At 65.4% G+C, this 24,193-nt stretch carries 24 protein-coding genes; 9 read left to right on the top strand and 15 right to left on the bottom strand.

Features of this window, described 5'->3' with window-relative positions; translation table 11 throughout:
• Positions 1 to 32: 32 nt before the first annotated feature.
• Positions 33 to 2,549, bottom strand: a complete 2,517-nt coding sequence (leuS, locus tag SIDU_RS15840; protein WP_007689292.1) for a leucine--tRNA ligase — start codon at positions 2,547 to 2,549, stop codon at positions 33 to 35.
• 84 nt (positions 2,550 to 2,633) lie between these two features.
• Entirely contained in the window at positions 2,634 to 3,083 is a 450-nt protein-coding gene (locus SIDU_RS15835) for a DUF3576 domain-containing protein (protein ID WP_025160613.1), read from the bottom strand.
• 227 nt (positions 3,084 to 3,310) lie between these two features.
• Here SIDU_RS15835 and SIDU_RS15830 point away from each other — a divergent pair, with 227 nt between their 5' ends.
• Positions 3,311 to 4,042 carry a hypothetical protein gene (locus SIDU_RS15830; protein WP_013038720.1) on the top strand — a complete coding sequence of 244 codons (732 nt, stop codon included), beginning with the start codon at positions 3,311 to 3,313 and terminating at the stop codon, positions 4,040 to 4,042.
• 78 nt (positions 4,043 to 4,120) lie between these two features.
• Here the strand turns inward: SIDU_RS15830 and SIDU_RS15825 are convergent, their stop codons facing one another.
• Genes SIDU_RS15825 through gyrB form a run of 3 tightly spaced genes read right to left on the bottom strand, consistent with a single transcriptional unit; the run spans position 4,121 to position 7,699 of the window.
• On the bottom strand, positions 4,121 to 4,615 hold the full coding sequence (locus tag SIDU_RS15825; RefSeq protein WP_007689282.1) for a COG3650 family protein: 495 nt from the start codon (positions 4,613 to 4,615) through the stop codon (positions 4,121 to 4,123).
• 8 nt (positions 4,616 to 4,623) lie between these two features.
• Positions 4,624 to 5,187: a DNA-3-methyladenine glycosylase I gene (locus SIDU_RS15820; protein ID WP_007689279.1), complete on the bottom strand. Its 564-nt coding sequence runs from the start codon at positions 5,185 to 5,187 to the stop codon at positions 4,624 to 4,626.
• A 4-nt stretch (positions 5,188 to 5,191) separates the two neighbouring features.
• Complete coding sequence (gyrB, locus tag SIDU_RS15815) at positions 5,192 to 7,699, bottom strand: DNA topoisomerase (ATP-hydrolyzing) subunit B (RefSeq protein WP_007689277.1); 2,508 nt, start codon at positions 7,697 to 7,699, stop codon at positions 5,192 to 5,194.
• An 86-nt stretch (positions 7,700 to 7,785) separates the two neighbouring features.
• Between gyrB and SIDU_RS15810 the strand changes: the two genes are divergently transcribed.
• On the top strand, positions 7,786 to 8,268 hold the full coding sequence (locus SIDU_RS15810; protein WP_007689275.1) for a hypothetical protein: 483 nt from the start codon (positions 7,786 to 7,788) through the stop codon (positions 8,266 to 8,268).
• A gap of 43 nt (positions 8,269 to 8,311) precedes the next feature.
• Here SIDU_RS15810 and SIDU_RS15805 read toward each other — a convergent pair whose 3' ends face one another.
• Both SIDU_RS15805 and yczE read right to left on the bottom strand, forming a co-directional pair.
• Positions 8,312 to 8,818, bottom strand: a complete 507-nt coding sequence (locus tag SIDU_RS15805) for a DUF1993 domain-containing protein (RefSeq protein ID WP_025772804.1) — start codon at positions 8,816 to 8,818, stop codon at positions 8,312 to 8,314.
• A gap of 122 nt (positions 8,819 to 8,940) precedes the next feature.
• Positions 8,941 to 9,543: a membrane protein YczE gene (gene yczE / locus SIDU_RS15800; RefSeq protein WP_025772805.1), complete on the bottom strand. Its 603-nt coding sequence runs from the start codon at positions 9,541 to 9,543 to the stop codon at positions 8,941 to 8,943.
• Between the two features lie 89 nt (positions 9,544 to 9,632).
• Between yczE and yczR the strand changes: the two genes are divergently transcribed.
• Positions 9,633 to 11,096 (top strand): MocR-like transcription factor YczR, encoded by a 1,464-nt coding sequence (gene yczR / locus SIDU_RS15795; RefSeq protein ID WP_007689269.1) that lies wholly within the window; start codon positions 9,633 to 9,635, stop codon positions 11,094 to 11,096.
• Positions 11,097 to 11,480: 384 nt separating this feature from the next.
• On the opposite strand, the gene SIDU_RS15790 is transcribed toward yczR, so the two are convergent.
• Genes SIDU_RS15790 through SIDU_RS15780 form a run of 3 tightly spaced genes read right to left on the bottom strand, consistent with a single transcriptional unit; the run spans position 11,481 to position 13,257 of the window.
• Positions 11,481 to 12,191 carry a M48 family metallopeptidase gene (locus SIDU_RS15790; RefSeq protein WP_031293533.1) on the bottom strand — a complete coding sequence of 237 codons (711 nt, stop codon included), beginning with the start codon at positions 12,189 to 12,191 and terminating at the stop codon, positions 11,481 to 11,483.
• A complete protein-coding gene (locus SIDU_RS15785; RefSeq protein WP_007689265.1) occupies positions 12,172 to 12,597 on the bottom strand; it encodes a YcgN family cysteine cluster protein in 426 nt (141 codons plus the stop codon). The genes SIDU_RS15790 and SIDU_RS15785 overlap by 20 nt, the downstream gene beginning before the upstream one ends.
• A 3-nt stretch (positions 12,598 to 12,600) precedes the next feature.
• Complete coding sequence (locus SIDU_RS15780; RefSeq protein WP_013038730.1) at positions 12,601 to 13,257, bottom strand: SCO family protein; 657 nt, start codon at positions 13,255 to 13,257, stop codon at positions 12,601 to 12,603.
• Positions 13,258 to 13,304: 47 nt separating this feature from the next.
• On the opposite strand from SIDU_RS15780, the gene SIDU_RS15775 reads away from it, so the two are divergent.
• On the top strand, positions 13,305 to 13,940 hold the full coding sequence (locus tag SIDU_RS15775) for an ankyrin repeat domain-containing protein (protein WP_233431843.1): 636 nt from the start codon (positions 13,305 to 13,307) through the stop codon (positions 13,938 to 13,940).
• A 216-nt stretch (positions 13,941 to 14,156) separates the two neighbouring features.
• Here the strand turns inward: SIDU_RS15775 and ppa are convergent, their stop codons facing one another.
• Together ppa and SIDU_RS15765 are read right to left on the bottom strand one after the other, a co-directional pair.
• Positions 14,157 to 14,699, bottom strand: a complete 543-nt coding sequence (gene ppa, locus SIDU_RS15770; RefSeq protein ID WP_007689259.1) for an inorganic diphosphatase — start codon at positions 14,697 to 14,699, stop codon at positions 14,157 to 14,159.
• A 41-nt stretch (positions 14,700 to 14,740) separates the two neighbouring features.
• Entirely contained in the window at positions 14,741 to 16,660 is a 1,920-nt protein-coding gene (locus tag SIDU_RS15765; RefSeq protein WP_007689254.1) for a M61 family metallopeptidase, read from the bottom strand.
• Between the two features lie 152 nt (positions 16,661 to 16,812).
• Here SIDU_RS15765 and hisS point away from each other — a divergent pair, with 152 nt between their 5' ends.
• The 4 genes from hisS (at position 16,813) to SIDU_RS15745 (ending at position 21,209) form a co-directional block, all read left to right on the top strand.
• Positions 16,813 to 18,162, top strand: coding sequence for a histidine--tRNA ligase (gene hisS, locus SIDU_RS15760; protein WP_007689252.1), 1,350 nt, complete (start codon positions 16,813 to 16,815; stop codon positions 18,160 to 18,162).
• Positions 18,162 to 19,253: a peptide chain release factor 1 gene (gene prfA, locus SIDU_RS15755; RefSeq protein ID WP_007689250.1), complete on the top strand. Its 1,092-nt coding sequence runs from the start codon at positions 18,162 to 18,164 to the stop codon at positions 19,251 to 19,253. The genes hisS and prfA overlap by 1 nt, the downstream gene beginning before the upstream one ends.
• Before the next feature lie 28 nt (positions 19,254 to 19,281).
• A complete protein-coding gene (gene prmC / locus SIDU_RS15750) occupies positions 19,282 to 20,109 on the top strand; it encodes a peptide chain release factor N(5)-glutamine methyltransferase (RefSeq protein WP_007689248.1) in 828 nt (275 codons plus the stop codon).
• A 317-nt stretch (positions 20,110 to 20,426) separates the two neighbouring features.
• Entirely contained in the window at positions 20,427 to 21,209 is a 783-nt protein-coding gene (locus SIDU_RS15745; RefSeq protein ID WP_007689247.1) for a DUF4167 domain-containing protein, read from the top strand.
• A 104-nt stretch (positions 21,210 to 21,313) separates the two neighbouring features.
• On the opposite strand, the gene SIDU_RS15740 is transcribed toward SIDU_RS15745, so the two are convergent.
• Both SIDU_RS15740 and SIDU_RS15735 read right to left on the bottom strand, forming a co-directional pair.
• Complete coding sequence (locus tag SIDU_RS15740) at positions 21,314 to 21,691, bottom strand: acyl-CoA thioesterase (RefSeq protein WP_007689246.1); 378 nt, start codon at positions 21,689 to 21,691, stop codon at positions 21,314 to 21,316.
• On the bottom strand, positions 21,684 to 21,983 hold the full coding sequence (locus SIDU_RS15735; RefSeq protein WP_007689240.1) for a hypothetical protein: 300 nt from the start codon (positions 21,981 to 21,983) through the stop codon (positions 21,684 to 21,686). The genes SIDU_RS15740 and SIDU_RS15735 overlap by 8 nt, the downstream gene beginning before the upstream one ends.
• Before the next feature lie 89 nt (positions 21,984 to 22,072).
• Here SIDU_RS15735 and SIDU_RS15730 point away from each other — a divergent pair, with 89 nt between their 5' ends.
• Entirely contained in the window at positions 22,073 to 22,501 is a 429-nt protein-coding gene (locus SIDU_RS15730) for a CBS domain-containing protein (RefSeq protein WP_007689239.1), read from the top strand.
• 6 nt (positions 22,502 to 22,507) lie between these two features.
• On the opposite strand, the gene SIDU_RS15725 is transcribed toward SIDU_RS15730, so the two are convergent.
• Complete coding sequence (locus SIDU_RS15725) at positions 22,508 to 23,995, bottom strand: lipopolysaccharide biosynthesis protein (protein ID WP_025772819.1); 1,488 nt, start codon at positions 23,993 to 23,995, stop codon at positions 22,508 to 22,510.
• Positions 23,996 to 24,193 lie beyond the last annotated feature (198 nt).

Raw genomic sequence — 24,193 nt, 5'->3', positions numbered from 1 at the left:
AGACGAAGGGCTCAGCCCGAACGGGTTTTCAATCAGATTACCAGGTTCACCAGGCGATCCGGAACCACGATCACCTTTTTCGGCGTCGCGCCGTCCAGCGTCCGCACGACATTGGGCGCGGCAAGGGCCAGGCGTTCCAGTTCCTCCTTCGCCGTGCCCTTGGGGACGGTGATGGTGTCGCGCAGCTTGCCCATCACCTGGCAGGCGATGGTGACCTCATCCTCGACCAGCAATGCGGGATCGACGGCGGGCCAGGCGGCCTCCGCGATCAGGCCCTGTTCGCCCATGTCCGCCCAGGCCTCTTCGGCGAGATGCGGGGTCATCGGCGCGACCAGCAGCGCCAGCGCCCGGATCGCCGCGCTGCGGCTGGCGGAGGGCCTGGCCTTTTCGACCGCGTTGGTGAGTTCGTAGATCTTCGCCACCGCCTTGTTGAAGGACAGCGCCTCAATGTCTTTCGCCACGCCGTCGATGGTCTGGTGCAGCTTGCGGTCGAGGGTCTTGTCCTGGCCCTCGGCCGTCCTGTCGGCTTCCCCGAACAGCCTCCACAGGCGGTTGATGAAGCGCCAGGAGCCTTCGATGCCCGCCTCCGTCCAGGGCAGGTCGCGTTCCGGGGGGCTGTCGGACAGCATGAACCAGCGCACCGCGTCCGCGCCATATTGGGCGATGATGTCGTCCGGATCGACGACATTCTTCTTGGACTTGGACATTTTCTCGACGCGGCCGAGCGTCACCGGCGCGCCGGTGCCGACCATGACGATCCTGTCCCCCTGCCGCTCCACTTCCTGCGGGGCGAGCCAGGCGCCGTCGGGCGACTTGTAGGTTTCGTGCGTCACCATGCCCTGGGTGAAAAGGCCGGTGAACGGTTCGGCAAAGCCGATCTGCCCCATATGCTGGAGCGCCCGGGTCCAGAAGCGGGCGTAGAGCAGGTGCAGGATCGCATGTTCGACGCCGCCGATATATTGGCCGACGGGCAGCCATTTTTCGACGGTTTCCCGGTCGAAGGGCCTGTCCTTCGGCTGGCTGGCGAAGCGGATGAAATACCAGCTTGAATCGGCGAACGTGTCCAGCGTGTCGGTTTCGCGCCGGGCGGGCTTGCCGCATTTCGGGCAGTCGACATGCTTCCATGTCGGATGCCGGTCCAGCGGATTGCCGGGAATGTCGAAGCTGACGTCTTCGGGCAGGACCACGGGCAACTGGTCCTTGGGCACGCCCACAGGGCCGCAATCCTCGCAATGGATGACCGGGATCGGCGTGCCCCAATAGCGCTGGCGCGACACGCCCCAGTCGCGCAGGCGGAACACGGTGGTGCCGGTGCCCCAGCCCTCGCTCTCGGCGCGGCGGATGACTTCGGCCTTGGCCTCTTCCACGGCGAGGCCGTTCAGGAAATCGGAATTTATGAGGCGGCCGGGGCCGACATAGGCCTCGTCGCCGATGCCCTTGGCTTCGTCGCCTTCGGCGGCGACGACGCGCTCGACCGGCAGCATATATTTGCGGGCGAAGTCGAGGTCGCGCTGGTCGTGGCCGGGAACCGCCATGACGGCGCCGGTGCCATAGTCCATCAGCACGAAATTCGCGACGAACAGCGGCAGCTTCCGCCCGGTGAAGGGGTGGATCACCGACAGGCCGGTGTCATGGCCCTTCTTCTCCTGCGTCTCGATCTCCGCCGCGGCGGTGCCGGTCTGGCGGCATTCCTCCGCGAAGGCGGCGAGCGCGGCGTCCTTTTCCGCCAGCGCCAGCGCGATCGGATGGTCGGCCGCGATCGCCGCGAAGCTGGCGCCGAAGATGGTGTCGGGGCGGGTGGAGAAGACCTCCAGTTCGCCGATCTCACCCACCGGCGCGTCCAGCCTGAAGCGGAATTGCAGGCCGACCGACTTGCCGATCCAGTTTTCCTGCATCAGCTTGACCTTGTCGGGCCATTGGTCGAGCGTTTTCAGGCCCGCCAGCAGATCGTCGGCGAACTGGGTGATCTTCAGGAACCATTGGGACAGCTTGCGCTTTTCGACCGGCGCGCCGGAGCGCCAGCCCTTGCCGTCGATCACCTGCTCATTGGCCAGCACGGTCATGTCGACCGGGTCCCAGTTGACCGCCGATTCCTTGCGATAGACCAGGCCCGCTTCCAGCATGTCCAGGAACAGCGCCTGTTCATGGCCGTAATAGTCGGGATGGCAGGTCGCCAGCTCCCGGCTCCAGTCCAGCGCGAAGCCCAGTTTCTTGAGCTGCGCCTTCATATTGGCGATATTTTCGTAGGTCCATTTGCCGGGATGGACATTCTTTTCCATCGCGGCGTTTTCGGCGGGCATGCCGAAGGCGTCCCAGCCCATCGGGTGCAGCACTTCATGGCCGGTCATGCGGCGGAAACGCGCCAACACGTCGCCCATCGAATAGTTGCGCACATGGCCGATATGGATGCGCCCGGACGGATAGGGAAACATCTCCAGCACATAGCTGCGCGGCTTTTCGCTGCTGTCCGACGCCTTGAACGTCTGCTTCGCGTCCCAGGCGGCCTGCCAGCGGGCATCGGCCTCAAGCGGGTTGAAGCGCCTTTGCATGGAATTCGGTCCTCAAAAATGCATTCGGGCTGAGCTTTGCCCAAGCCCAGCCCCGTGGTTCAAAACAGGTGACGGAAAGGGCCTTTAGCCAGCAATCGCCATGCGGCGCAGGTCGCGGGCCTTGGTCAGGATGATCTCCTCCAGCTTCTGCACCGTTGCGGCCTGCACCGGCACGTCGACCCACTGGCCGCCCTGGCTGACCTGGCGGCTGGCCGCGACGCGCAGCGCGTCGGCGCGCAGATCCTGGTCGAGGATCGATACCGTCAGCTTCATCCGCTCATTGGGGCTGTTCGGATTGGCGTACCAGTCGGTGACGATCACGCCGCCGTTCGAATCCGTCTGCACCATCGGCATGAAGGACAGCGTGTCCAGGCTGGCGCGCCACAGATAGGCGTTGACGCCGATGGTCGTCACCTTCGATGCGGCGAGGTCCGCCTTCGGGCGGTCCTTGGCGCCGCCCCCGCAGGCGGCGAGCGGCAGGAGTGCAGCCAGCAGCAGACCGGCGGAAAGGCGCGAAGAAAGGCGGCGGACCATCATTATTGTCCCATCAAACAAGTAAACGCCCCGCTTCTATAGAGGACCGGCGGCAATGGGCAAGGGGGACTCCGGAACGGCGCGACGACGACCCGTCATGCAACCAGGGCGAGTCCTGTGTGTTCCGTGCAACAGCTTCGACAAAAAACGGCGGCGCTCTACCAATTCCAAAGCCTTGCGTATATGAAGGACCATAGAAAATAGTCGGCGGGGTAGAGATTCGGATCATGCGCCTGAAAAGGGGACATATAGCGTTGGCAGGCTCGGCGGTCGCCGTGGCCGGCTTCATGCTGTCTCCTGCCATCGGCGCGGCCGCCGACCTGGTCCGCATGCGCGCCGAAACCCCGGTTTCGCTGGGCGCGCTTGGCAGCATATCCTCCTTCACGCCGACGACCAAGGATCCGCGCCTGGCGGCCGCCTATGCGAAGATCGCCGCATCCGCGAGTCGCCAGAATTTCCGCTTCACCCCCACCAGCGGGTCGCTGAGCGGCCAGCGTTCGGTCACGGTCATGGTGCGCGCCGCCGACCTGAACGATCGCGTGGCGGTCAGCCGGACGCTGGACCCGGTGAATATCGCGCCGGTCGCCTTCAGCCTGAACAGCGCGCACAACTGGCGCAAGTTCGCCCTGCCCGAAGCGGTGGGCCGCAAGGAACTGGACCCGGTCGCGGTGGAGCCGATGGCCGGCGCCAGGAATTTCTCGCTGGACCAGGGCCGCAAGGACCGTTTCAGCACCAAGGTGCTGATCGAAAGCCGCCGCGAACCGGCCGCGACGATCCGCAACCCCAGCGCGGACAAGGATTATTCGCTGGATCTGGCGAGTTCCTATTCGCTGACGCGCAATCTGAACGTCACGGCGGGCGTGCGCTATAACAACAGCTTCGCCGGACGACTGACGCCGATGACCGACGACCGGCAGGATGCCCAGGCTGTCTATCTGGGCACGATCTTCAAATTCTAAAACGGGCTTAGGGCCGATCGACATTCAGCCGCGGCGGCCTGAAAATGGTTGTAGCGAGTCATGGGCCTCGTTCGAGGGTCACGGCTCGTCCAGATCGTCCCTCAGGCCGCCACAGCCGTTCAGAGTCCCTTCGCCAAAGGCCACCGCCACGCGATCCGACCATAGCGCATCGCTCATGCCGTCGCTGCATGGTCCCTCGGTTACGGTCATGGAAAAACCCTCGCCCAGGAAACGGAGCGCCCGCTTGTCGTCGTTGCGGGTTATGGCGTAGCGGACGGGCGCCTTGTCCGGACGTTCCAGCACGGCGGTCGATCCTTTCACCGTCACGGCCCAGAAGGGCTCGGTCCCGATCGCCCGATAGTCCTCGTCCGCATAATGCTTGACGGGCGGAGGGCCGACGGGCGCGCGTTCCCCCGTTTCACGCGGAACCATTTTTGCCCTATTTTCAGCGTCTTGGCGCAGTGTCGGGGCCGGCATGGCTATCGGCGTGGAGGCGTGAGGCTGCGCGATATTGGCTGCGGGCGTCTCATCGCCGCCGCACCCCGCCAGCGCATATAGCAAGGCCAGCGGCAAGCCCCGTCTCACGCCTTGCCGACCTCATCCCGCCGGAAGCAATCCACCGCATGATCGTTCACCATCCCGACGGCCTGCATCCATGCATAGACGATGGTGGGTCCCACGAATTTGAAGCCGCGCTTCTTGAGGTCCTTGGAAATCGCTTCCGAAAGGTCGGTCCTGGCGGGGAAGGTCAGGCCGTCGTTCCGGATCGGCTCGCCCCCGACGAAATCCCAGGCATAGGCGGAAAAATCCTCGCCCCGTTCCCGCATGTCGCGGAAAATCCGCGCGCCTCCGATCGTCGCTTCGATTTTCGCCCGCGCCCGGATGATGCCGGGGTCGCCCATCAAACGTTCGACATCGGCCCCGTCGAAGCGCGCAACCTTGTCCGGATCGAACCCCGCAAAGGCGGCGCGAAACGTCTCCCGCTTGCGCAATATGGTGATCCAGCTCAGCCCCGCCTGAAAGCCCTCCAGCATCAGCGTTTCCCAGAGCATCCGCGAATCCCGCTCCGGCACGCCCCATTCGCTGTCATGATAGGCGCAATAAAGCGGGTCCGATCCAGCCCAGGCGCAACGGACCCGCTCCATCGGATCAGACGTCCAGATTGGCGACGTTCAGCGCGTTGTCCTGGATGAACTCGCGCCGCGGTTCGACCACATCGCCCATCAGCCGGGTGAAGATTTCGTCTGCGACGTCCGCCTGCTCGACCTCCACGCGCAGCATGGAGCGGTTATCGGGGTCCAGCGTGGTTTCCCAAAGCTGTTCCGCGTTCATCTCGCCAAGGCCCTTATATCGTTGGATCGCCAGCCCCTTGCGCCCGGCCGCCAGGATCGCCTCCAGCAATTCGCTGGGCCGCGTGACCGTGGCCGACCCCTTGGTCGCGACCGGCAGTTCATCCTCCCCGGCCTCCTCGGCGGCGGCCGCCGCCTTGGCCGTCACCAGGCGGCTGGAGGTGCGATAGCTGTCCGCCTCCTCGGCTGCGATGGCGTGCAGCTTGCGCGCTTCGGCCGACCCGATGAAGCCCGCCTCGATCATGTGATGGTCGGTGACGCCGCGCCAAAGCCGCTCGAAATGGAAGCCGCCCTCCTCCGCGATCCGGCCGCTCCACCTGCCCTCATCGTCCTGGGCGTCCATCCATCGGACGGTGTTGGCCAGCCGTTCGGCCTGCGCGTCATGGCTGAGTTCCGGATCGAGTGCGCCGTTGATCGCCAGCGCCTCGATGATCGCGGGATTGTAGCGGCGCGGCACATAGCGCATCACCGCCCGGATTCGCCGCCCATGTTCAATCAGGCTGCGCAGGTCTTCGCCCGACCGCATGCCGCTGGTCGTTTCCAGCGCCATGGATTCGACGCCATTGTCGACCAGGTAATTTTCCAGGGCGGCTTCATTCTTCAGATAGACCTCAGACCGGCCCCGCGTCGCCTTGTAGAGCGGCGGCTGCGCGATATAGAGATGCCCCGCCTCGATGATCTGCGGCATCTGGCGGTAGAAGAAGGTCAGCAGCAGCGTGCGGATATGCGCGCCGTCGACGTCGGCATCGGTCATGATGACGATCTTGTGGTAGCGCAGCTTTTCCAGGTTGAAATCGTCGCGGATGCCGGTGCCCATCGCCTGAATGAGCGTGCCGACCTCCTTGGACGACAGCATCCGGTCGAAACGGGCGCGCTCGACGTTCAGGATCTTGCCCTTCAGCGGCAGGATCGCCTGATTGTGCCGGTTGCGCCCCTGCTTGGCCGAGCCGCCCGCCGAATCGCCCTCGACCAGGAAGAGTTCGGACTTGGCGGGGTCGCGTTCCTGGCAGTCGGCCAGCTTGCCGGGCAGCGAGGCGATGTCCATCACCCCCTTGCGCCGGGTCAGTTCCCGCGCCTTCTTCGCCGCCTCGCGCGCGGCGGCGGCGTCGATCACCTTCTGCACGATCATGCGGCCATGCTGGGGGTTTTCCTCCAGCCATTCCGCCATCTTGTCGGCCATCAGGCTTTCCAGCGGCTGGCGCACTTCGGACGAGACCAGCTTGTCCTTGGTCTGGGAGGAGAATTTGGGATCGGGCAGCTTCACCGACACGATGGCGGTCAGCCCCTCGCGCATATCCTCGCCGGTCAGCGAGACCTTCTCCTTCTTCAGCAGCCCCGACTTGTCCGCATAATTGTTGAGCGTCCGCGTCAGCGCGGCGCGGAAGGCGGCCAGGTGCGTGCCCCCGTCCCGCTGCGGAATGTTGTTCGTGAAACAGAGGACATTTTCATAATAGCTGTCGTTCCATTCCAGCGCGACGTCGATGGTGACATCGTCGCGGCTGCCCGAAATGGCGATGGGATCGGGCATCAGCGGCTGCTTGTTGCGGTCCAGCCACTTCACGAAGGCCGCGATCCCGCCCTCGTAGAACAGCTCGATCTCCTTCTTCTCCTCATGCCGCGCATCGACCAGGAACAGCCGCACGCCGGAGTTCAGGAAGGCCAGTTCGCGATAGCGATGCTCCAGCTTCTCGAAATCGAACTCGGTATGGTTCTTGAAGGTGCCGCCGTCGCCGGGCACTTTCTCGGTCGAGGGGAGGAACGTGACCTTCGTCCCTTTCTTGCCCGCAGGCGCGTCCCCGATCACCTTGAGCGGCGCGACCGCGTCGCCATAGGCAAAGCGCATATAATGCTCCTTGCCGTCCCGCCAGATGTTGAGGTCCAGATATTCGCTGAGCGCGTTCACCACGGAAACGCCCACGCCATGCAGGCCGCCCGACACCTTGTAGGCATTGTCGTCAGACGTGTTCTCGAACTTGCCGCCGGCGTGGAGCTGGGTCATGATGACCTCCGCCGCCGACACGCCCTCTTCCTTGTGGATGTCGGTGGGGATGCCGCGGCCATTATCCTCGACGCTGACCGATCCGTCGGGGTTGAGCGTGATCAGGATGCGGTCGCAATGGCCGGCCAGCGCCTCGTCTATGGCATTGTCGCTGACCTCGAACACCATATGGTGCAGGCCGGAGCCGTCGTCGGTGTCGCCGATATACATGCCGGGCCGCTTGCGCACGGCATCCAGCCCTTTCAAGACCTTGATACTGTCGGCGCCATAGGCATTGCTGTTGGGGTTGTTCTGACTTTCCTCGCTCATATCCGAGCATATAGGGAAAAGGGCCGGCAAACTAAAGCGAAACATGGCGGCTATCGCCCGTGGAGAGCAGGGTCTATCAGGCGGCTATGCGCATTGTCCTTGCCCTGGCCCTGATGCTCGCCGCCTGCTCGAAAAGCAGCGACGTGCTGGAGGAATTGCCCAACAGTTCCCTGGCCGGCGCGGCGCGGGAGGATGTGCCGGAAACCCGCCTGGAATCGCGCCTCGTCCGACCCGTGACCATCGGGGAGGACGGTCCGCGTCTGGACGCCTGCGGCGCTATGGGGCAGGCGGCGCGCGTGGGCGCCGGAGGAGCGCCGGTACGGGCCGCGCCCTTTTCGGACGCCCGGGAAATCGCCCGCATGGCGGAGGGCGCCCGCGCCTGGGTCTGCACCCGCAGCCTCGACCAGAAATGGCTGGGGGTCGTGCTGGTCCCTGAGCCTCCTGCCGACAATGCGACGGCTCCGGTGGATTGCGGCGTTTCCGAACCGGTGGACCGCAAGCAGCCCTATGACGGCCCCTGCCTCAGCGGCTGGGTATCCAGCGCTGCGATCAGGCTGATCGCAGGTTAGACATCCTAAAATATTCCCCTGCCGCCTGCGGGAGGGGAGGAAATTAAAGCCCGCCCAGATAATCGAGCTTGCCCAGCGGCACGCCCGCCTGCCGCAGCAGCGCATAGGCCATCGTCACATGGAAGTGGAAATTGGGCATGGAGAAGCCCAGCACATGGCTGCGCCCGGTGAAGGAGAAGTCGCCGCGCGGCGTCCTGAGCACCACTTGCGCGTCCTCCCGCCCGTCGATCCGATCGCGCGGCACGGATTCCAGGAAGGCGACGGTCTTGCCGATCCGTTCCTGGAGGTCGGCAAAGCTCTGCTCCGTATCGGGCATCGGCACAGGATCGAGCCCGCCGATGCGGATCACCGCCCCCTTCGCGCTGTCGCTGGCATATTGCACCTGCGCGGCGAGCGGGGCCATGTCCTGCGTGAGCCGCGCCTGCGTCAGCGTGAGCGGGTCGATCCCCTTTTCTTCCGCATAGGCCGCGCCCTTCTCCAGGATGGCGGAAAGATTGCGCAGGCCCCGGATGAAGACGGGAACGGTCAGGTCGTACAGGTCGGTCGCCACCAGGCTCTCCTCATGATCGTGAGCGCCCTCCATATGGCATTCGCCGCCCCAGTCGATAGCCGCGAGCGATAAAAGGGACCGGCCGGCGGGGCTCCATGCCGGCCGGTCAGGGGGCAACCGGATCAGGCAGGCGCGGGACGTTCGCGCGCGGCTATGGCGAAGAAGGGCAAGGCATGGTGCACGATCCAGCCGATCGTCGCCGCATAGAGCAAAGTGCCGAGGCCGACCGTGCCCCCCAGCAGCCAGCCGGCCGCCAGCACGCCGATCTCGATGCCGGTGCGCACCCATTTGACCGGCAATCCGGTGCGGCGGCAGAAACCCGTCATCAGCCCGTCGCGCGGCCCCGGCCCCAGCCCCGCGCCGATATAGGCGCCGCCCGCTATCCCGTTGAGGAGGATTCCCGTCGCCAGCCAGGCGAAACGCATGGCATGGCCCTCCGGCGTCGGCAGGATCAGGAGGCTGATGTCCACCGCCGTCCCGATCACCGCTATGTTGCAGACGGTGCCGAGGCCGGGCCGCTGGCGCAGCGGCCACCAGAGGAGCAGGACGATCGCCCCGACCAGATTGACCGTCATGCCGAAACTCAGGCCCAGTCGCGGCGCCAGCCCCTGATGCAGCACGTCCCAGGGGTCCAGCCCCAGATCGGCGCGCAGCATCAGGGCCATGGAGAAGCCATAGAGGCCAAGTCCCCAGAAAAGCTGGAAAAGGCGGCGGTGCATCAACATGGCGGCTGAAATCACCCGAAATGGCCTTTTACAAAACGGCCACTATCGGATAAGTGGCCCCCTCATTCTTCGGATTGGAATTTATCGCCATGTCCACTTCCCTCCTGCGGCCCCCTTCCCTGCTTCGCCTGCTGGGCGCCTGGCGCGCCGAGGACAGCGCCGAACCCGCCTATCGCCAACTGGCGCAGGCGTTGCGGATGCTGGTGCTGGACGGGCGCGTGGGATTGAACGTCCGCCTGCCGGGGGAAAGGGAACTGGCGGCCGCGCTGGGCCTCAGCCGCACGACCATCGCCGCCGCCTTCGACCGGCTGCGCGACGAAGGCTTCCTCGAAAGCCGGCAGGGGTCGGGCAGCGTCACCCGCCTGCCGCCCGGACGGATGGACCAGGCCCTGCCGGAAATCGACACGATCGGCGGCGGCAACATCCTGAACTGGACCCATGCCGCCTTGCCCGCCGCGCCGGGCGTGGGCCGCGCCTATCAGGCGGCGGTGGAGGCGCTGCCCGCCTTTCTGGGCGAGCTGGGTTACGATCCGCTGGGCCTGCCGCCGCTGCGCCGGGCGATCGCGGCCTATTATGAACGGCGGGGATGCCCCACCAGTCCCGACCAGATCATCGTCACCAACGGCGCCCAGCAGGGATTTTCGCTGCTGCTGCACTGGCTGGCGGGGCCGGGCGACCGGGCGGTGATCGACCATCCCACCTATCATAATGCGATCCAGGCCCTGCAGCGCGCCCATGTCGTGCCGGTGCCTGTCGGCCTGCCCGCGCAGGGGTGGGACATCGACGCGATGGAGGCGGCCTTCCGCCAGACCAGCCCGCGTTTCGCTTATATCATCGCGGATTTCCACAATCCCACCGGACGCAGCATGGACCCCGGCACCCGCCGCGCGCTGGTGGCGGCGGCGACGCGCAGCCATATGCCGCTGATCATCGACGAGACCATGGCCGCGATGGGCCTGGACAACATGCCGCCGCCGCCGGTCGCCGTGCACGATCCTTCCGGGCGGCAAGTCATCACCCTGGGTTCGGCCAGCAAGATCTTCTGGGGCGGGCTGCGCGTCGGCTGGATTCGCGCCGACCCGCAGACCGTCGCCGCGCTGGGCCGCCTGCGCACGACGATGGACATGGCCAGCCCGGTGGTGGAGCAGCTTGCCGTCGCCCATCTGATCGACGGCGATGAAGGGCTTGGCCCGCGCGCGGCGATGCTGCGGGGGCGCCGGGACCATCTGCTGGCGCTGATCGAACGGCACCTGCCGCACTGGCGCGCCGAATCTCCGGCGGGGGGCCTGTCGCTATGGGCGGAGCTGCCGCGCGGCGAGGCGACGGCGCTGGCCGCCATCGCGGAGAGCCACGGCGTGCGCGTGGCCCCGGGGCCGCGCTTTGGCGTGAGCGGCGCGTTCGAGCGCTTCCTGCGCCTGCCCTTCACCCTGTCGGAGGAGCAGTTGACGGCGGGCGTGGAACGGCTGGCCGAAGCCGATGCGCGGCTGCACGCCCGCCTGCCCCGCGCCCGCGATTCGGTTGCCGCCGCGCTGGAGGCGGACCGGCTGATCTGAGTCGCGCCGGATATTGGCCATCCCAAGACATTCCCCTCCCGTAAACGGGAGGGGTTAGGGGTGGGCGCGACCCCGGACTTGATCCGGGGGAGCTTCCGGCTTAGCCGATGGAAATAGCCGCTTATGTCGCGCCAGCCCACCCCCTGACCCCCTCCCGCCTGCGGGAGGGGGAATGACGGCTAACCACCCGCATCAGCCGGTCGGGCGACCCCTGACCATGTCCGCGCCGCGAGGTCCGGGCGGCGGGACGGCGCTCATGAGCCACCCGCCTGTTCGCGGGAGCATGCCGCTTACCCGTGCGAAGGCGTCCGCGTCGGCCCGATGGTCTTTGCATGGCTGTCCGGCATCGTCGCCGTCGGACAGCGCCGTTTCCCGGCGGGCCTGTCACCCGACGAAGCGGTGCAGCGCGGTTCCATGCTCGCGCAGCCAGGCCCGCGCCGGGCGGGGATCGTCCCCCAATATCCGCTTGTGCGCCGCGTGGAAGGCGGGGCTATGGTCCATGTGCAGCAGATGCGCCAGTTCATGCGCCACGGTCGCCCGCCGCACCTCCGGCGGGCAGAGGATCAGCCGCCAGCTATAGCGGATCGCCCCGCTGGAGGCGCAACTCGCCCAACGGCTGCGCGGATCGCCGATGCCGACCGACGCCACGATCAGCCCATTGTCCCGCGCCATTTCATGGCTTTCGGTCTCCAGCACCGCCCTGGCCCGCATCTTCAGCCAGCGCAGCACGCGGGGGCCGACCGATTCCGCCGCGCCGCCGAGCAGCAGCCGGTCGCCCTCCAGCCGGATCGTGCGCGACGCGCCCTCCACCCAGCGGATGCGCACATCCCGCCCCTCCAGCGGAAAGACGGCGCCGTCGCCCAGCGTCACCTGCGCCGGGCGGCGCGCCATCTGCGAACGGACCCAGCCTTCATGCTCCTGCGCCCAGCCGAGCGCGCGCTTCAGATTGGCGCGGGTTGGCAGGGATAGCCTGAGTTCGCCGCGCGCATGATCGAGCGACAGCCGATAGGCCCTGGCCCGCGCCGACCGGCGAACCCGCACCGGAACGGCGACGCCGTCGACGACAAGGACAGCGTCAGAGCTCTCTGTCGACAAGGTGATTTTCCCAATCGCCCGCGTCCGCCTCCGCAACGGTCCAGCCGCGCACGGACTCCTGCGCCCGGTGCACCGCTTCCCGGTCGCCGCAGACCAGATAATGCCATTGCGGCAGCGGCTTGCCCTCGCCGCGCAGCCTGTAGGCGCAGGTGCGGGGCAGCCAGCCTATCGTCTTCACCTTCGCGGGGGTCAGGCGCACGCAATCCGGCACGAAGCGGCGGCGTTCCTTGTAGTTGGTGCATTGGCCGCTGTGCCGGTCAAGCAGGCGGCAGGCGACATTGGTGGGATAGATGCGGCCGGTATCCTCATCCTCCGCCTTGTGGAGGCAGCATTTGCCGCAGCCGTCGCACAGCGCTTCCCACTCGGCGCGGTCCAGTTTGTCGAGGGGCTTTTCCCAGAAGTCCAACCGTCACTTCACCCATTTTTCGAGGAAGGCCGTCACCTTCGCGGGATCGCCTTCATCCGCGTCCGGGGTTCCCGGATCGTCCACCGGCACCAGCGCGACCGGCTCCCCATCGCCGCCGAAAAGATAGGGGGTGCGGCTGTGGCTGACCAGATAGCCGCTCGCGCCCTTCGCCTCTTCCTTGTTGTAGAGGACCACGAAATCCTTTGCCACCTTGGCGATTTCGTCGGGCGTGCCGGTCAGGCCGATCAGGCGCGGGTGGAAGGCCGCGACATAGGTCTTGAGGACGGCGGGCGTGTCGCGATCCGGATCGACGCTGATGAAGATCGGCTGGACCCTGGCCGCCAGGGCGGGTTTCGCCTTCTCGAATTTCGCGAAGCCCTGCAGGATGCGTTGCAGGTCGACCGGGCAGACGTCGGGGCAATAGGTATAGCCGAAATAGACCAGCCGGTACCTGCCCTTGAAATCGTCCCAGCGCACTTTCTTGCCGTCCTGGTCGGTCAGCGTGAAGGGCGCGCCGATGCTGGCCCCGTGCAGGTCGCCCTGGGCGCTGTCGTCGCCGCTTGATGCATTGCCTCCCGCCCCCATATTACAGGCTGCCAGCAGGGCGGCGAACGGCAGGGTGAGCGAAATCAGCGCTTTGTTCATGGCGCCGCCAGCCATGCCCTGCTATGGCCCGATTTGCAAATCCCAACGGGGCTATGGATAGAATGACAGGACGTTTTCCGGCTTGGATGGGCGTTGGCCGCGCCGCCGCTCTGACCCTGGCGCTGCTGTCGCCGGTCGCGGCGCCGATGGTTGCGCGGGCGCAGTTTTCCGACAATTACAACTTCCTGAAGGCGGTCAAGGATGCCGACGGGCAGAAGGTGACCGACCTGATCCAGAAGCCCGGCTCCACCGTCATCAACAGCCGCGACGTGACCACGGGCGACACCGCGCTGCACCTGGTCATCGCCCGGCGCGACAATACATGGCTGACCTTCCTGCTTGCCAAGGGCGCGAACCCGAACCTGACCGACAATAACGGCAACACGCCGCTGATGGATGCGGTGCAGGCCCGGTTCGAGGAGGGGGCGCGCAGCCTGCTCACCTATAATGCGCAAGTGGACAAGGCCAATGGCAGCGGCGAAACGCCGCTGATCCGGGCGGTGCAGCTTCGCGATGTCGGGCTGGTCCGGCTGCTGGTGGCGCAGGGGGCCAATCCCGACAGGCGCGACACCATCGCGGGCATGTCGGCGCGGGACTATGCGCAGCGGGACAACCGCACGCCGGGGCTGGTCGAAGCGCTGAGCGCAGCCAAGACGACGACCGCGCCCAAGGGGCCGGTGCAGGGGCCGGTGTTCTGATATTCGGCCGTTTTAGAGCGATTTCCAAGCGATCGAACCTCGCTGATTAAGAAACCGCGGAAAACAAGGAATCCAGAGCGGCGATCTGATTCAATCAGATCGAAACACCCTAGAACATCGTGCGAAAAAGCCTGTCCTGGACCATCCGCATATAGGAAGAAGGGGCCGCGCAGATCGTCTGCGCGGCCCCTTCTTCATTCAGCATCGCGCAGCGCCTCAGGCGGCCTGCTTCCCAGCCTTGTAGCGTTCGATCGCTTCCAGGGTGATGCGCTTGGCGTCTTCCGCGCCGCCCCAGGTGCCGATCCGCACCCACTTCTGCTTTTCCAGATCCTTGTAGTGGGTAAAGAAATGCTCGATCTGCTCCATCACGATGCCGGGCAGGTCGTCCTTTTCATCGACGTCGCTATAATAGGGAAAGGTCTTGTTGTCGGGAACGCAGACCAGCTTCTCGTCGCCGCCGGCCTCGTCTTCCAGGTTCAGCACCGCGATGGGACGGGCGCGCACCACCGAACCGGGCACGAAAGGCGAGCGGGCGATGACCAGCGCGTCCAGCGGATCGCCGTCGGGCGACAGCGTATGCGGCACGAAGCCGTAATTGGCCGGATAGCGCATCGGCGTATGCAGGATGCGGTCCACGAACAGCGCGCCCGACGCCTTGTCGAATTCATATTTGACAGGCTCGCCGCCCACCGGAACCTCGATGATGACATTCAGGCTGTTGGGCGGATCGTCGCCGACCGGGATCAGTTCGATATTCATGGACTATAAGCCTCTGTAAACGCAGTGGTCGTTGCGGGCGATTATGTTTTCGGTTTCAGCAGCCGGTCCAGGCTGCCTTCACCCTCTCCCATTTTTTCGAGGCGCGGATAGCGCAGGCCGCCGGAATAAGCGAGGCTCAAAGTGCGATAATATTTGTCCTGCTTAAGTATGATCTGGAGCGGCTTTCCGGACTTGATCGCCGCCTTGAACACGTCGCCCGAATATTCGTCGCCATTGATCGCGACGATCTTCGAGCCGATGGCAAGACCCGCCTTGAAGGCCGGGCTGTCCCAGACGACATTGCTGATCTCGCCGTCATTCTTGACGATCAGGCCGATGCCGAAGCTCTGGTCGGTGAACTTGCCGGACCCCTCGGCCGCCTTGGTGATGGCGCCCGGCGTATCGCCATAGACCAGCCTGTAGCCGCCCAGCGTGAAGCCGCCCTTGGGCGTCTCCTTCGTCGTGCCGTCGACATATTTCTGGAAGAATCCCGCCCAGTCATAGGGCGCGACCTGGTTCAGCGTCCTGATCACGTCGCCGCGATTATAGACGACCTGTCCCCAGTCGCCCGGATTGATGCCGAAGAACGCCCTGGCGAAATCGTCGAGGCCCTTGGCGCCGCTTGTCTGCTGGCGGATGATGGCGTCCGCCTCCAGCCAGATCATCAGCCCTTCATTATAATAATCCTCCGACCGCTGCCAGCTCGACCAGCCCTTGGGCCGCCGGGCGGAGATGATGGGATCATGGGTGGTGTCCTCCATCGGCCGCCATTCGCGTCCCCGCGCCGTGTCCAGCTTGGCCGCGATATGGGCATAGGCGTCCAGCGTCTCCTGCTTGGAGAACAACCCGGACCGCGCCCCCAGGACATAGCCCCAGAATTGCGTCTGCCCCTCATAGACCCACAGCAGATTATCCTGCATCGGCACGTTGAAATCGGGCGTCCACAGCAGGTCGGGACGGCGGAACTTGCCGTCCCAGCTATGGGTGAATTCATGCGGCAGCAGGTTGCGGTCCAGCAGCGCCTCACCATCGCCCCATTTCTTGAAATAGCCCGGCTCGACCTGATTTTCCGAAGAACGATGATGCTCCAGCCCGATGCCGCCCATCTCGTCGGTGATGGCGAACAGGAAGTCATAATGGTCGAAATGATAGGCGCCGAACAGCGCGCCCGCCTCATCGACCAGCTTCTTGTGCTTCGCGATCTGGTCCGGCTTGGCGTCCAGCTCGTCCGCATCGTCGGCGACGATGTTGAGCGTCACATTATGGCCGAGATCGACCGGCTTGAAATGGAGGCCCGCGAAAACCGGCGAATCCTGCAACGCCTCATAATCGATCGTCTCATAGGCGACGGTAGAGCCCGTCTTCTTGCCGCGCAGCGCCGTCGCCGCCTGCCAGCCGTCGGGATAGGTCACGGTCGCCTGGATCGGGATCGCCCTCGTATAATAGCCCGCCGGATAGAGCGACACCGACTCCCACTGGATGTTCAGCATCTTGGGCGTCACCACCACGCGGCCCTGATTGGACTGGGTGGCGGACAGGAACTGGAAGGACGCGACGACCTGCTTCACCCCCTGCGGCACGTCGATCACGAAGCCGAAGACGTTCAGCGGATCGCGCTTCCACGCCAGCGGCTTGCCGTCGGCGGTGAAGGTCAGGCCGGTCAGCTTCTCGATCTGCCCCCGCGGCGCGTGATTGCCCGGCAGCCATTGCGGCATCAGCAGCGTCATCGGCCCGGCGGCGGCGACCGGAATGGTCTCCTTCACTCGGAAGATGCGCTGCACCGTGTCGGTGGCGTCGACCTCCAGCCTGATGGTGCCGCCGGGATAGGGGACATCCTTGGGGGTGGGCGCGGCATTGTCGACCGGCAGGGCGGTCGGTTTGGACCGGATCGCGTCCTGCGCGATCAGCGGTCCTGAAATGGCCGTGGAAAGGAAAAGGGCGGCAGCAAGGCTGCGGATCATGAACATCTCCGAAAACGGGTGTGGCCGAACGACCGTATAACAACAGCATGGCGAGCCATTCCGCTCTCGTCCACCCCCAACTCTTCTTGGGATATTTTACGATAAAAAAGCGCGTTTCCTTGGCGCGTCTTTATCGTTAAAGGCGCTGCCCCATGGCGAAGATCGAAACCCCGCGCCCGGTGCGCGGCACGCAGGACATGCTGGGCGGCACGAACGAAGCGTTCCAGGAACGCTTCGCCCATGTCGTCGCGACCTTCGACCGGGTGCGCAGGCTCTACGGTTTCCAGCGGGTGGAAGTGCCCGTCTTCGAATCGACGGCGGTGTTCGCGCGGTCGCTGGGCGAAAGCACCGACGTCGTCTCCAAGGAAATGTACACCTTCGAGGATCGCGGCGGCGACAGCATCACTCTGCGCCCCGAATTCACCGCAGGCATTTCCCGCGCCTACATCACCGAAGGCTGGCAGCAATATGCGCCGCTCAAGGTCGCGACCCACGGCCCTCTCTTCCGCTACGAGCGCCCGCAAAAGGGCCGTTTCCGCCAGTTCCACCAACTCGACGCCGAAATCATCGGCGCGGGCGAGCCGGGCGCGGACGTGGAACTGCTGGTGCTGGCCGACCAGTTGCTGCGCGAACTGGGCATAACGGAAGGCGTGACGCTCAACCTGAACACGCTGGGCGACGGGCCGAGCCGCGAAGCCTGGCGCGCCGCGCTGATTGCGCATTTCGAGGCGCATCGGGATCAGCTTTCGGAAGAGAGCCTCGATCGCCTGCACCGCAATCCGTTGCGCATCCTCGACAGCAAGGACCCACGCGACCGTCCGGTGGCGGACAGCGCGCCGGACATCGACGCCTATCTCACCGACGAAGCGCGCAGCTTCTTCGAAAAGGTGACGGCGGGCCTCGATGCGGCGGGCGTGGCGTGGGAACGCAACGCCCGTCTGGTGCGCGGCCTCGATTATTATCGCCACACTGCGTTCGAATTCATCACCGACCGGCTCGGCGCGCAAGGCACGGTATTGGGCGGTGGGCGTTATGACGGGCTGATCGAGAATCTCGGCGGCCCCTCCACCCCGGCGGTCGGCTGGGCGGCAGGGATCGAGCGGCTGGCGATGCTGATCGATGTACCTGCGGTAGAGCGTCCCAAGGTTGTTGTGTTTTCAGAGGCGGACGACCTCGAAGCCGACATTATAAAAGTCACAACCGCTCTTAGGCGAGCAGGTATCCCTGCCGACTCCATTTCAGGCGGTTCTCGCAAGAAACGATTCGACAAGGCGCAATCTGGAAATCCGGAACTTCTTTTCGTGATTCGAAGGTCACCGAATCCTCGACCGAATTGGAATCCTATTTTCATCGACGTAAAGCGTGGTCGGGCGAGTCCGCACGAGGATTTCTTGCTTGCGGAGCAGGATGCTGCGGCATTTCTCAATCAAGCGATGATTGTTGTGCAACTCGACGAAGATGAGAAGAAGTTCGCTGATTTTGGCGTTTTGTTGAAGTCATAATGCACATCTCCGCCGAACGCATCGCGCAGATCGAAGCGCGCCGGGACGAGGTGCAGGCGTCGATGACGCGTGCCGACCTCGCGCCGGAGGAGTTCGTGCGGCTGTCCAAGGAATATGCGGAGATCGAGCCGGTGGCCAAGGCCGCCCATGAGGTCCGCCGCCTCCGCCAGGAACTGAGCGCGCTGGAATATATGGCGGGCGGCGAGGATGCGGATGCCGATCCGCTGATGCGCGAAATGGCGCAGGAAGAGATGCAACTGATCAAGAGCCGGTTGCCCGACGCCGAACGCGCCCTCGCGCTGCAATTGCTGCCCAGGGATGCCGCCGACGCCCGCCCGGCCATGCTGGAAATCCGCGCAGGCACCGGCGGCGACGAAGCCGCCCTGTTCGCGGGCGACCTGTTCCGCATGTACCAACGCTATGCCGACGCGCAGGGGTGGAAGATGGAACTCATCTCCGCCAACGCATCCGAAGTCGGGGGTTTCAAGGAAGTCGTCGCCAGCGTCACCGGCATCGGCGTCTTTGCGAAGCTGAAGTTCGAAAGCGGCGTCCACCGCGTCCAGCGCGTCCCCGTCACCGAAAGCGGCGGCCGCATCCACACCTCCGCCGCTACGGTCGCGGTGCTGCCGGAACCGGAGGAGGTCGACGTCCAGATTGCCGACAGCGATCTCAAGATCGACATCTACCGGGCGTCCGGCGCGGGCGGCCAGCATGTCAACACCACCGACTCCGCCGTGCGCATCACCCACTTGCCCTCCGGCATCGTCGTGACGCAGCAGGACGAGCGATCCCAGCACAAGAACAAGGCGAAGGCGATGCAGGTGCTGCGCGCCCGCATCTACGAAGTGGAACGCGAACGCGCCCAGAGCGAACAGGCGGGCGCGCGCAAGGCGATGGTCGGCTCCGGCGACCGTTCCGAACGCATCCGCACCTATAATTTCCCGCAGGGCCGGGTGACGGACCACCGCATCAACCTGACCTTGCACCGCCTGCCCGAAATACTGGAAGGACCGGGCCTGTCCGAAGTCATCGACGCGCTGGTGGCGGAGGACGAAGCCGCCCGCCTCGCCCAACTCGACGGCGTGGCGTGACCCCGTCGTCCCCTCAACAATGACGACCATGGGGGTTGCCGCCGCCTTGCGAGAGGCAGCCGAACGCCTGACTGCCATCAGCGCCACCCCACGCCTCGACGCCGAACTGCTCCTCGCCCACGCGCTCAGGATCGACCGCAACGCCCTCCTGCTCCGCCAGCGCGACCTCAGCATCCCGCCTGGATTCGAATCCCTGCTCCAACGCCGCCTGACCGGCGAACCCATCGCCTATATCACCGGCGCCCGCGATTTCTGGACGATCAGCCTGCACGTCACGCCCGACGTCCTCATCCCCCGCCCGGACAGCGAGACGCTGATCGAGGCCGCTCTCGACCATTTCGGCACGCGGAGTCCTGCCCGCATCCTCGACCTCGGCACCGGATCGGGCGCGCTGCTGCTCGCCGCGCTCAGCCAATGGCCGCGGGCGAGCGGCGTGGGCATAGACATTTCACCGGCGGCGCTGGCGATCGCCCAGGGCAATGCCGATCGCCTGGGCCTCAGCCGACGCGCCGATTTCAGGACAGGCGACTGGGCGGAGGGAGTGGACGGCCCGTTCGACCTGATCCTGATCAATCCGCCCTATATCGCCCGCGATGCCGCGCTGTCGGGCGATGTCCTCCATGAACCCGAAGGCGCACTTTTCGCGGGCGCGGAGGGGCTGGACGATTATCGGCGGATCGCGCCGATGCTGCCCCGGCTGCTGGCGCCGGACGGGATGGCCGCCATCGAGATCGGCTATGACCAGCGGATCGGCGTCACCGCCCTGCTTGCCGATCAAGCATTTAGCGTGGCGGTGCGCCGCGATCTCGCCGGTCATGACCGCTGCCTGGTCGCGACCCCGGCCCTATCCGCCTGACGCGACGAAGGATTTGCGGCCGCACAAGCTAAAATTGCTTGGTTTATGGCGGGGAAGCCACTACATGGAGCTTAGGGACGGCACTATCCTGAGGATCTGCCCCGTGGGGCCGCGACAAGGAAAGGCCGTTTTCCCGCTCCTTCAAAGTCACGACGGCGCTGCTGCGCAGGCGCCTCTGGCAGGTCAAGGGCATAGGCCGATCGCTCGGCCCCTGCCTGGCGGAGCCTTATCCGGCCTGATGGTCAGGCCGTGCTGAAGGATGCGACTGAACAGTGTTTTTCCGTGAATGATGGCAAAGTGAACGCAAGGATCAGCTCTTGATCAACAACAGGCAGGCCGGTCGCCGGAATCGCGGCCGGAACAACAATAATGGCCGGCCCAACGGTGGCAATCGGGGCGGCGGCGACAATGGCAACCGGATCGACAGCCGCGCACGCGGCAATGCGGCCCAGCTTCTTGAAAAATACAAGAATATGGCGCGCGATTCCCAGATGGCGGGCGATCGGGTCAATGCGGAATATTATCTGCAATTCGCCGACCATTATTTCCGCGTGCTTGCCGACAACCGCGCCCGGCAGGAGGAGCAGCAACAGCGCTTCCGCCCCCGGGACGAGAATTTCGACGACAGTTTCGACGATTTCGACGCCGCCGACGAAGCGGGCGAGGACGCGCGCGCCGATCAGGCGACCGACCGCGGACAGGATTTCGATCGCCGGCGGGACGAACAGCGCGACTATCGAGAAGGTCGGAACGACCGCAACCGGCGGGACCGCAATGACCGCAACGAACGGCGCCGGGATCGTCCTTCGGTAGAGGAAGCGGCAGGCGAGGAAGTCGCGGAACATCGGCAGGCCGAAGCCGCGTCCGAGCCGGTTGCCGCCGTTCAGCCGGCCCCGGAAGCCCAGTCCGAGGCGGATGCCCCCCGCGCCCGCCGCGGTCGCCCGCGCAAGGCGGCGACGAAGGAGGAAGGGCAGGGCGGTCTGGACCTGGCCGTGCTGCCGCCGTCCATCGCGCGCGCCGACAATGATGCGGACGCCGCCGCCGAAGCGCCGCGCAAGCGGACCCGCCGCGCCCGGCCCGCTGCTGAAGCGGCCGAATAAGGCTCCGATCCTGCCCCGGAGCGGGCGGGAATAGGGCCGACGAAAGCAAAAAGGGAACGGCGCCGTCGCGCCGTTCCCTTTTTGCTTTCGTCGGCCCTGCCGGATCAGGCGGGGGGCAGCGGACGCGGCCGATGATTTTCGTCCAGCGCGACGAAGGTGAACAGGCCGCTCGTCAGCCCCACCTCCCTTCCCTGCCGTCCCCGCGTCGCGACCACGTCGATCCGGATGGCGACCGACGTCCGCCCCCGCCGCTCCTCATGGGCATAGACCGACACGATGTCGCCCAACAGGATCGGGGCGATGAAGGTCATGCTCTCTATCGCCACCGTGGCGACCGGCCCCTGTGCGATCCGGGCGGCGATGATGCCGCCGGCGATATCCATCTGGCTCAACACCCATCCGCCGAAAATATGCCCGTTGCTGTTGATGTCCGCCATGCGCGGCATCACGCGCAACACCACTTCGCCCCTTTGGTCAGTCATTGTCGGGAACCTCGTCTTTCATGCGGTCGATGATCTGTTCGTCATGTCCCGTTCCGCTGGACAGAAATGCCAGGGCCATCAGGCCCGTCCCCAGCATGAACGTCAACCAGACGCCCAATATCGTCGCGATGACCATGTGGATCGGCATCGGCCCCGCCCACCAGCGCAGAAAGAGCAGCGCCGCCCCCACGCATAGCGCGCCGGTCAGCGCCATCCACGCCATGATGCGGCGGAACCGCCGCCAGGCGACCCTGGCTATCTCCGGATCGTCAAGAGCTTGTCTGCGCGTCATCCCTTTCCTTTGGGCCGTGAAAGTGGGATCATCAAGGGACTGAGGCATTTAGTCGACAGGCATTTAGTCGACAGGCAGGGAGACGGACCATGACGATCGCGGCGATTTTGCAACGCAAGGGACAGGATGTCGTCCAGGTGCAATCGAGCGACACGGTGCTGTCCGTGGTGCGGTTGCTGGCCCAGCGGCGGATCGGCTGCGTGCCGGTGGTGGACGACGGCGAGGTAGTGGGAATCTTCTCCGAACGCGACCTGGCCTATCGCGTGGCGCAGGAAGGCGCGGCGGTGCTGGACCGCCCGGTGGGGGAGATCATGACGGCCCCGGCCATCACCACGGACGACCGGACGCCTGTCAACCATTGCCTGTCGCTGATGACGAAACGGCGCATCCGGCACCTGCCCGTCGTGGTCGACGGCGCGCTGGTGGGGCTGGTGTCGATAGGCGATCTGGTGAAGTTCCGCATAGATTCGATAGAATCCGAAGCGGCCGCCTTGCGCGATTATATCCAGACGGCCTGATCCGTCTCAGGCCGGCGCCTCCACCGGCGGCGCCCGCCGCGTTACCAGCGCCACCAGTTCCATAAGCGTCCCATGCGCGCACAGCATCAGCGCGGCCAGAAAGGCCAGCCCGCCCGCCGGCACCAATATCCCCAGCCGAATCGGCGCGGCGAGAGGCGGCAGCAGCCGGTCGATCCCCATCACCGCCGCCGCCATCAGCAGCGAACAGCCAAGCCCCGGCGCCGCTGCCCGCGCCAGGTCGATCAGCCGCAAGCCCATGGGCGCGCCCGCCAGCCGGGCAGTGATCAGCGTGAGGATCGGAAAAGCAAAAAGCCATGCCCAGGCCAGCCCGATCGCCCCGAATCGAATCCCGATGAGGAAGGCGGCCGGCATCAGCACCGCGCCTACTGCCGCGATCCGCGCCGTCGTCCCCGGCCGGCCCAGCGCATTGCTGACCGGCGCGAACATCACCTGCAACGTCATGAACGGCATGGCGAGCGCCAGGATCGCGACGAGGGGCGCCATGTCCCGCCACTTGGCGCCGAACAGCGTCTCCACCAGCGGCCCCGCCGTCACGGCCATCCCCAGATAGACGGGGCAGCTAATCAGCAGCAGCAGCCGCACCGCCTTGCAGAAGGACCAGGCGATTCGCGACGGATCCTTCTGCATCCGCGCATAAGCTGGGAAGGCCACGTCGTTCAGCGGCGGGATGAACTTGCTGACGAAGATCTGCGTCAGGAACAGGGCCTCGGCATAAAGGCCCAGTTGATGCGGCTCCAGCACGCGCCCGCCGATGAAGATGTCGGCCTGGCTCTGCACGATCCAGAACAACTGCCCGCCCAGCAGCGACGCGCCATAGGCCACCATCGCCCCGGTCCCGCGAAAATCGAAGCTGGGAACGGGCATGAACCCGGTCGCCAGCACATAGCCGATCCCCTTGACCCAGAATCCCGCGATAGGCGCAAACACCAATGTCCACACGCCCCAGCCCGACAGCGCACCCGTCAGCGCCACCGCCGCCGAAGCCACCGCCGCGATCAGGTTGACCAGCGCGGGCCGCCGGAAATCCATCGCCCGCCCCATGATCGCTTCGGGAATCGAGATGAAGGGCGTGGACAGATAGAGCAGCGCCTGCACCCGCAGCAGGTCCGCAACCATGGGCTGCTCATAATAGGCCGCAGCCAGCGGCGCGACCGCAAGCTGCGCCAGGGCGAGCCCGCCGTTCAGCAGCAGCATGATGCCGAATGCCTGCCGCAGCTTGTGCGTCTCGACCGTCTCCGACTGCACCAGCGCGCTCACCAGCCCATAGCCGTTGAGGAAGGTCGCGAAGTTCAGGATCACCTGCGTCATCGCGAACAGGCCGTAATCGGCGGGATCGAGCAGCCGAATCACCGCCAATGTCACGACCCAGCTCAGCATCTGCGCCACGATCTGGCTGCCCGATCGCCAGAGGATCGCGCTTCTTATCCTTGAGCCGAAACCGGCGTCGCCTGCGTCGGCGTCCTGCAAACTCATCTTCATTCCTGTTTTCCGGACCGTTCATGGCCGCGGCGTTCTTCTATCGGCCAAGTCCGAAAATTTCTGAAATAAAATTGCAAAAAGGGTTTGACGGTCCGGACTGCCCTCCATATATGCGCCTTCACCGACGCGGCGCTGCCCCACTGGGACGGCGGAAACGACGGTCGCCAACATAGACGGACGCTGGTCCCCCGG

The organism is Sphingobium indicum B90A, assembly GCF_000264945.2.
Lineage (GTDB): Bacteria > Pseudomonadota > Alphaproteobacteria > Sphingomonadales > Sphingomonadaceae > Sphingobium > Sphingobium indicum.
The sequence above is the reverse complement of the archived record's forward strand: the minus strand, read 5'-3'. Positions and strand labels throughout refer to the sequence as shown.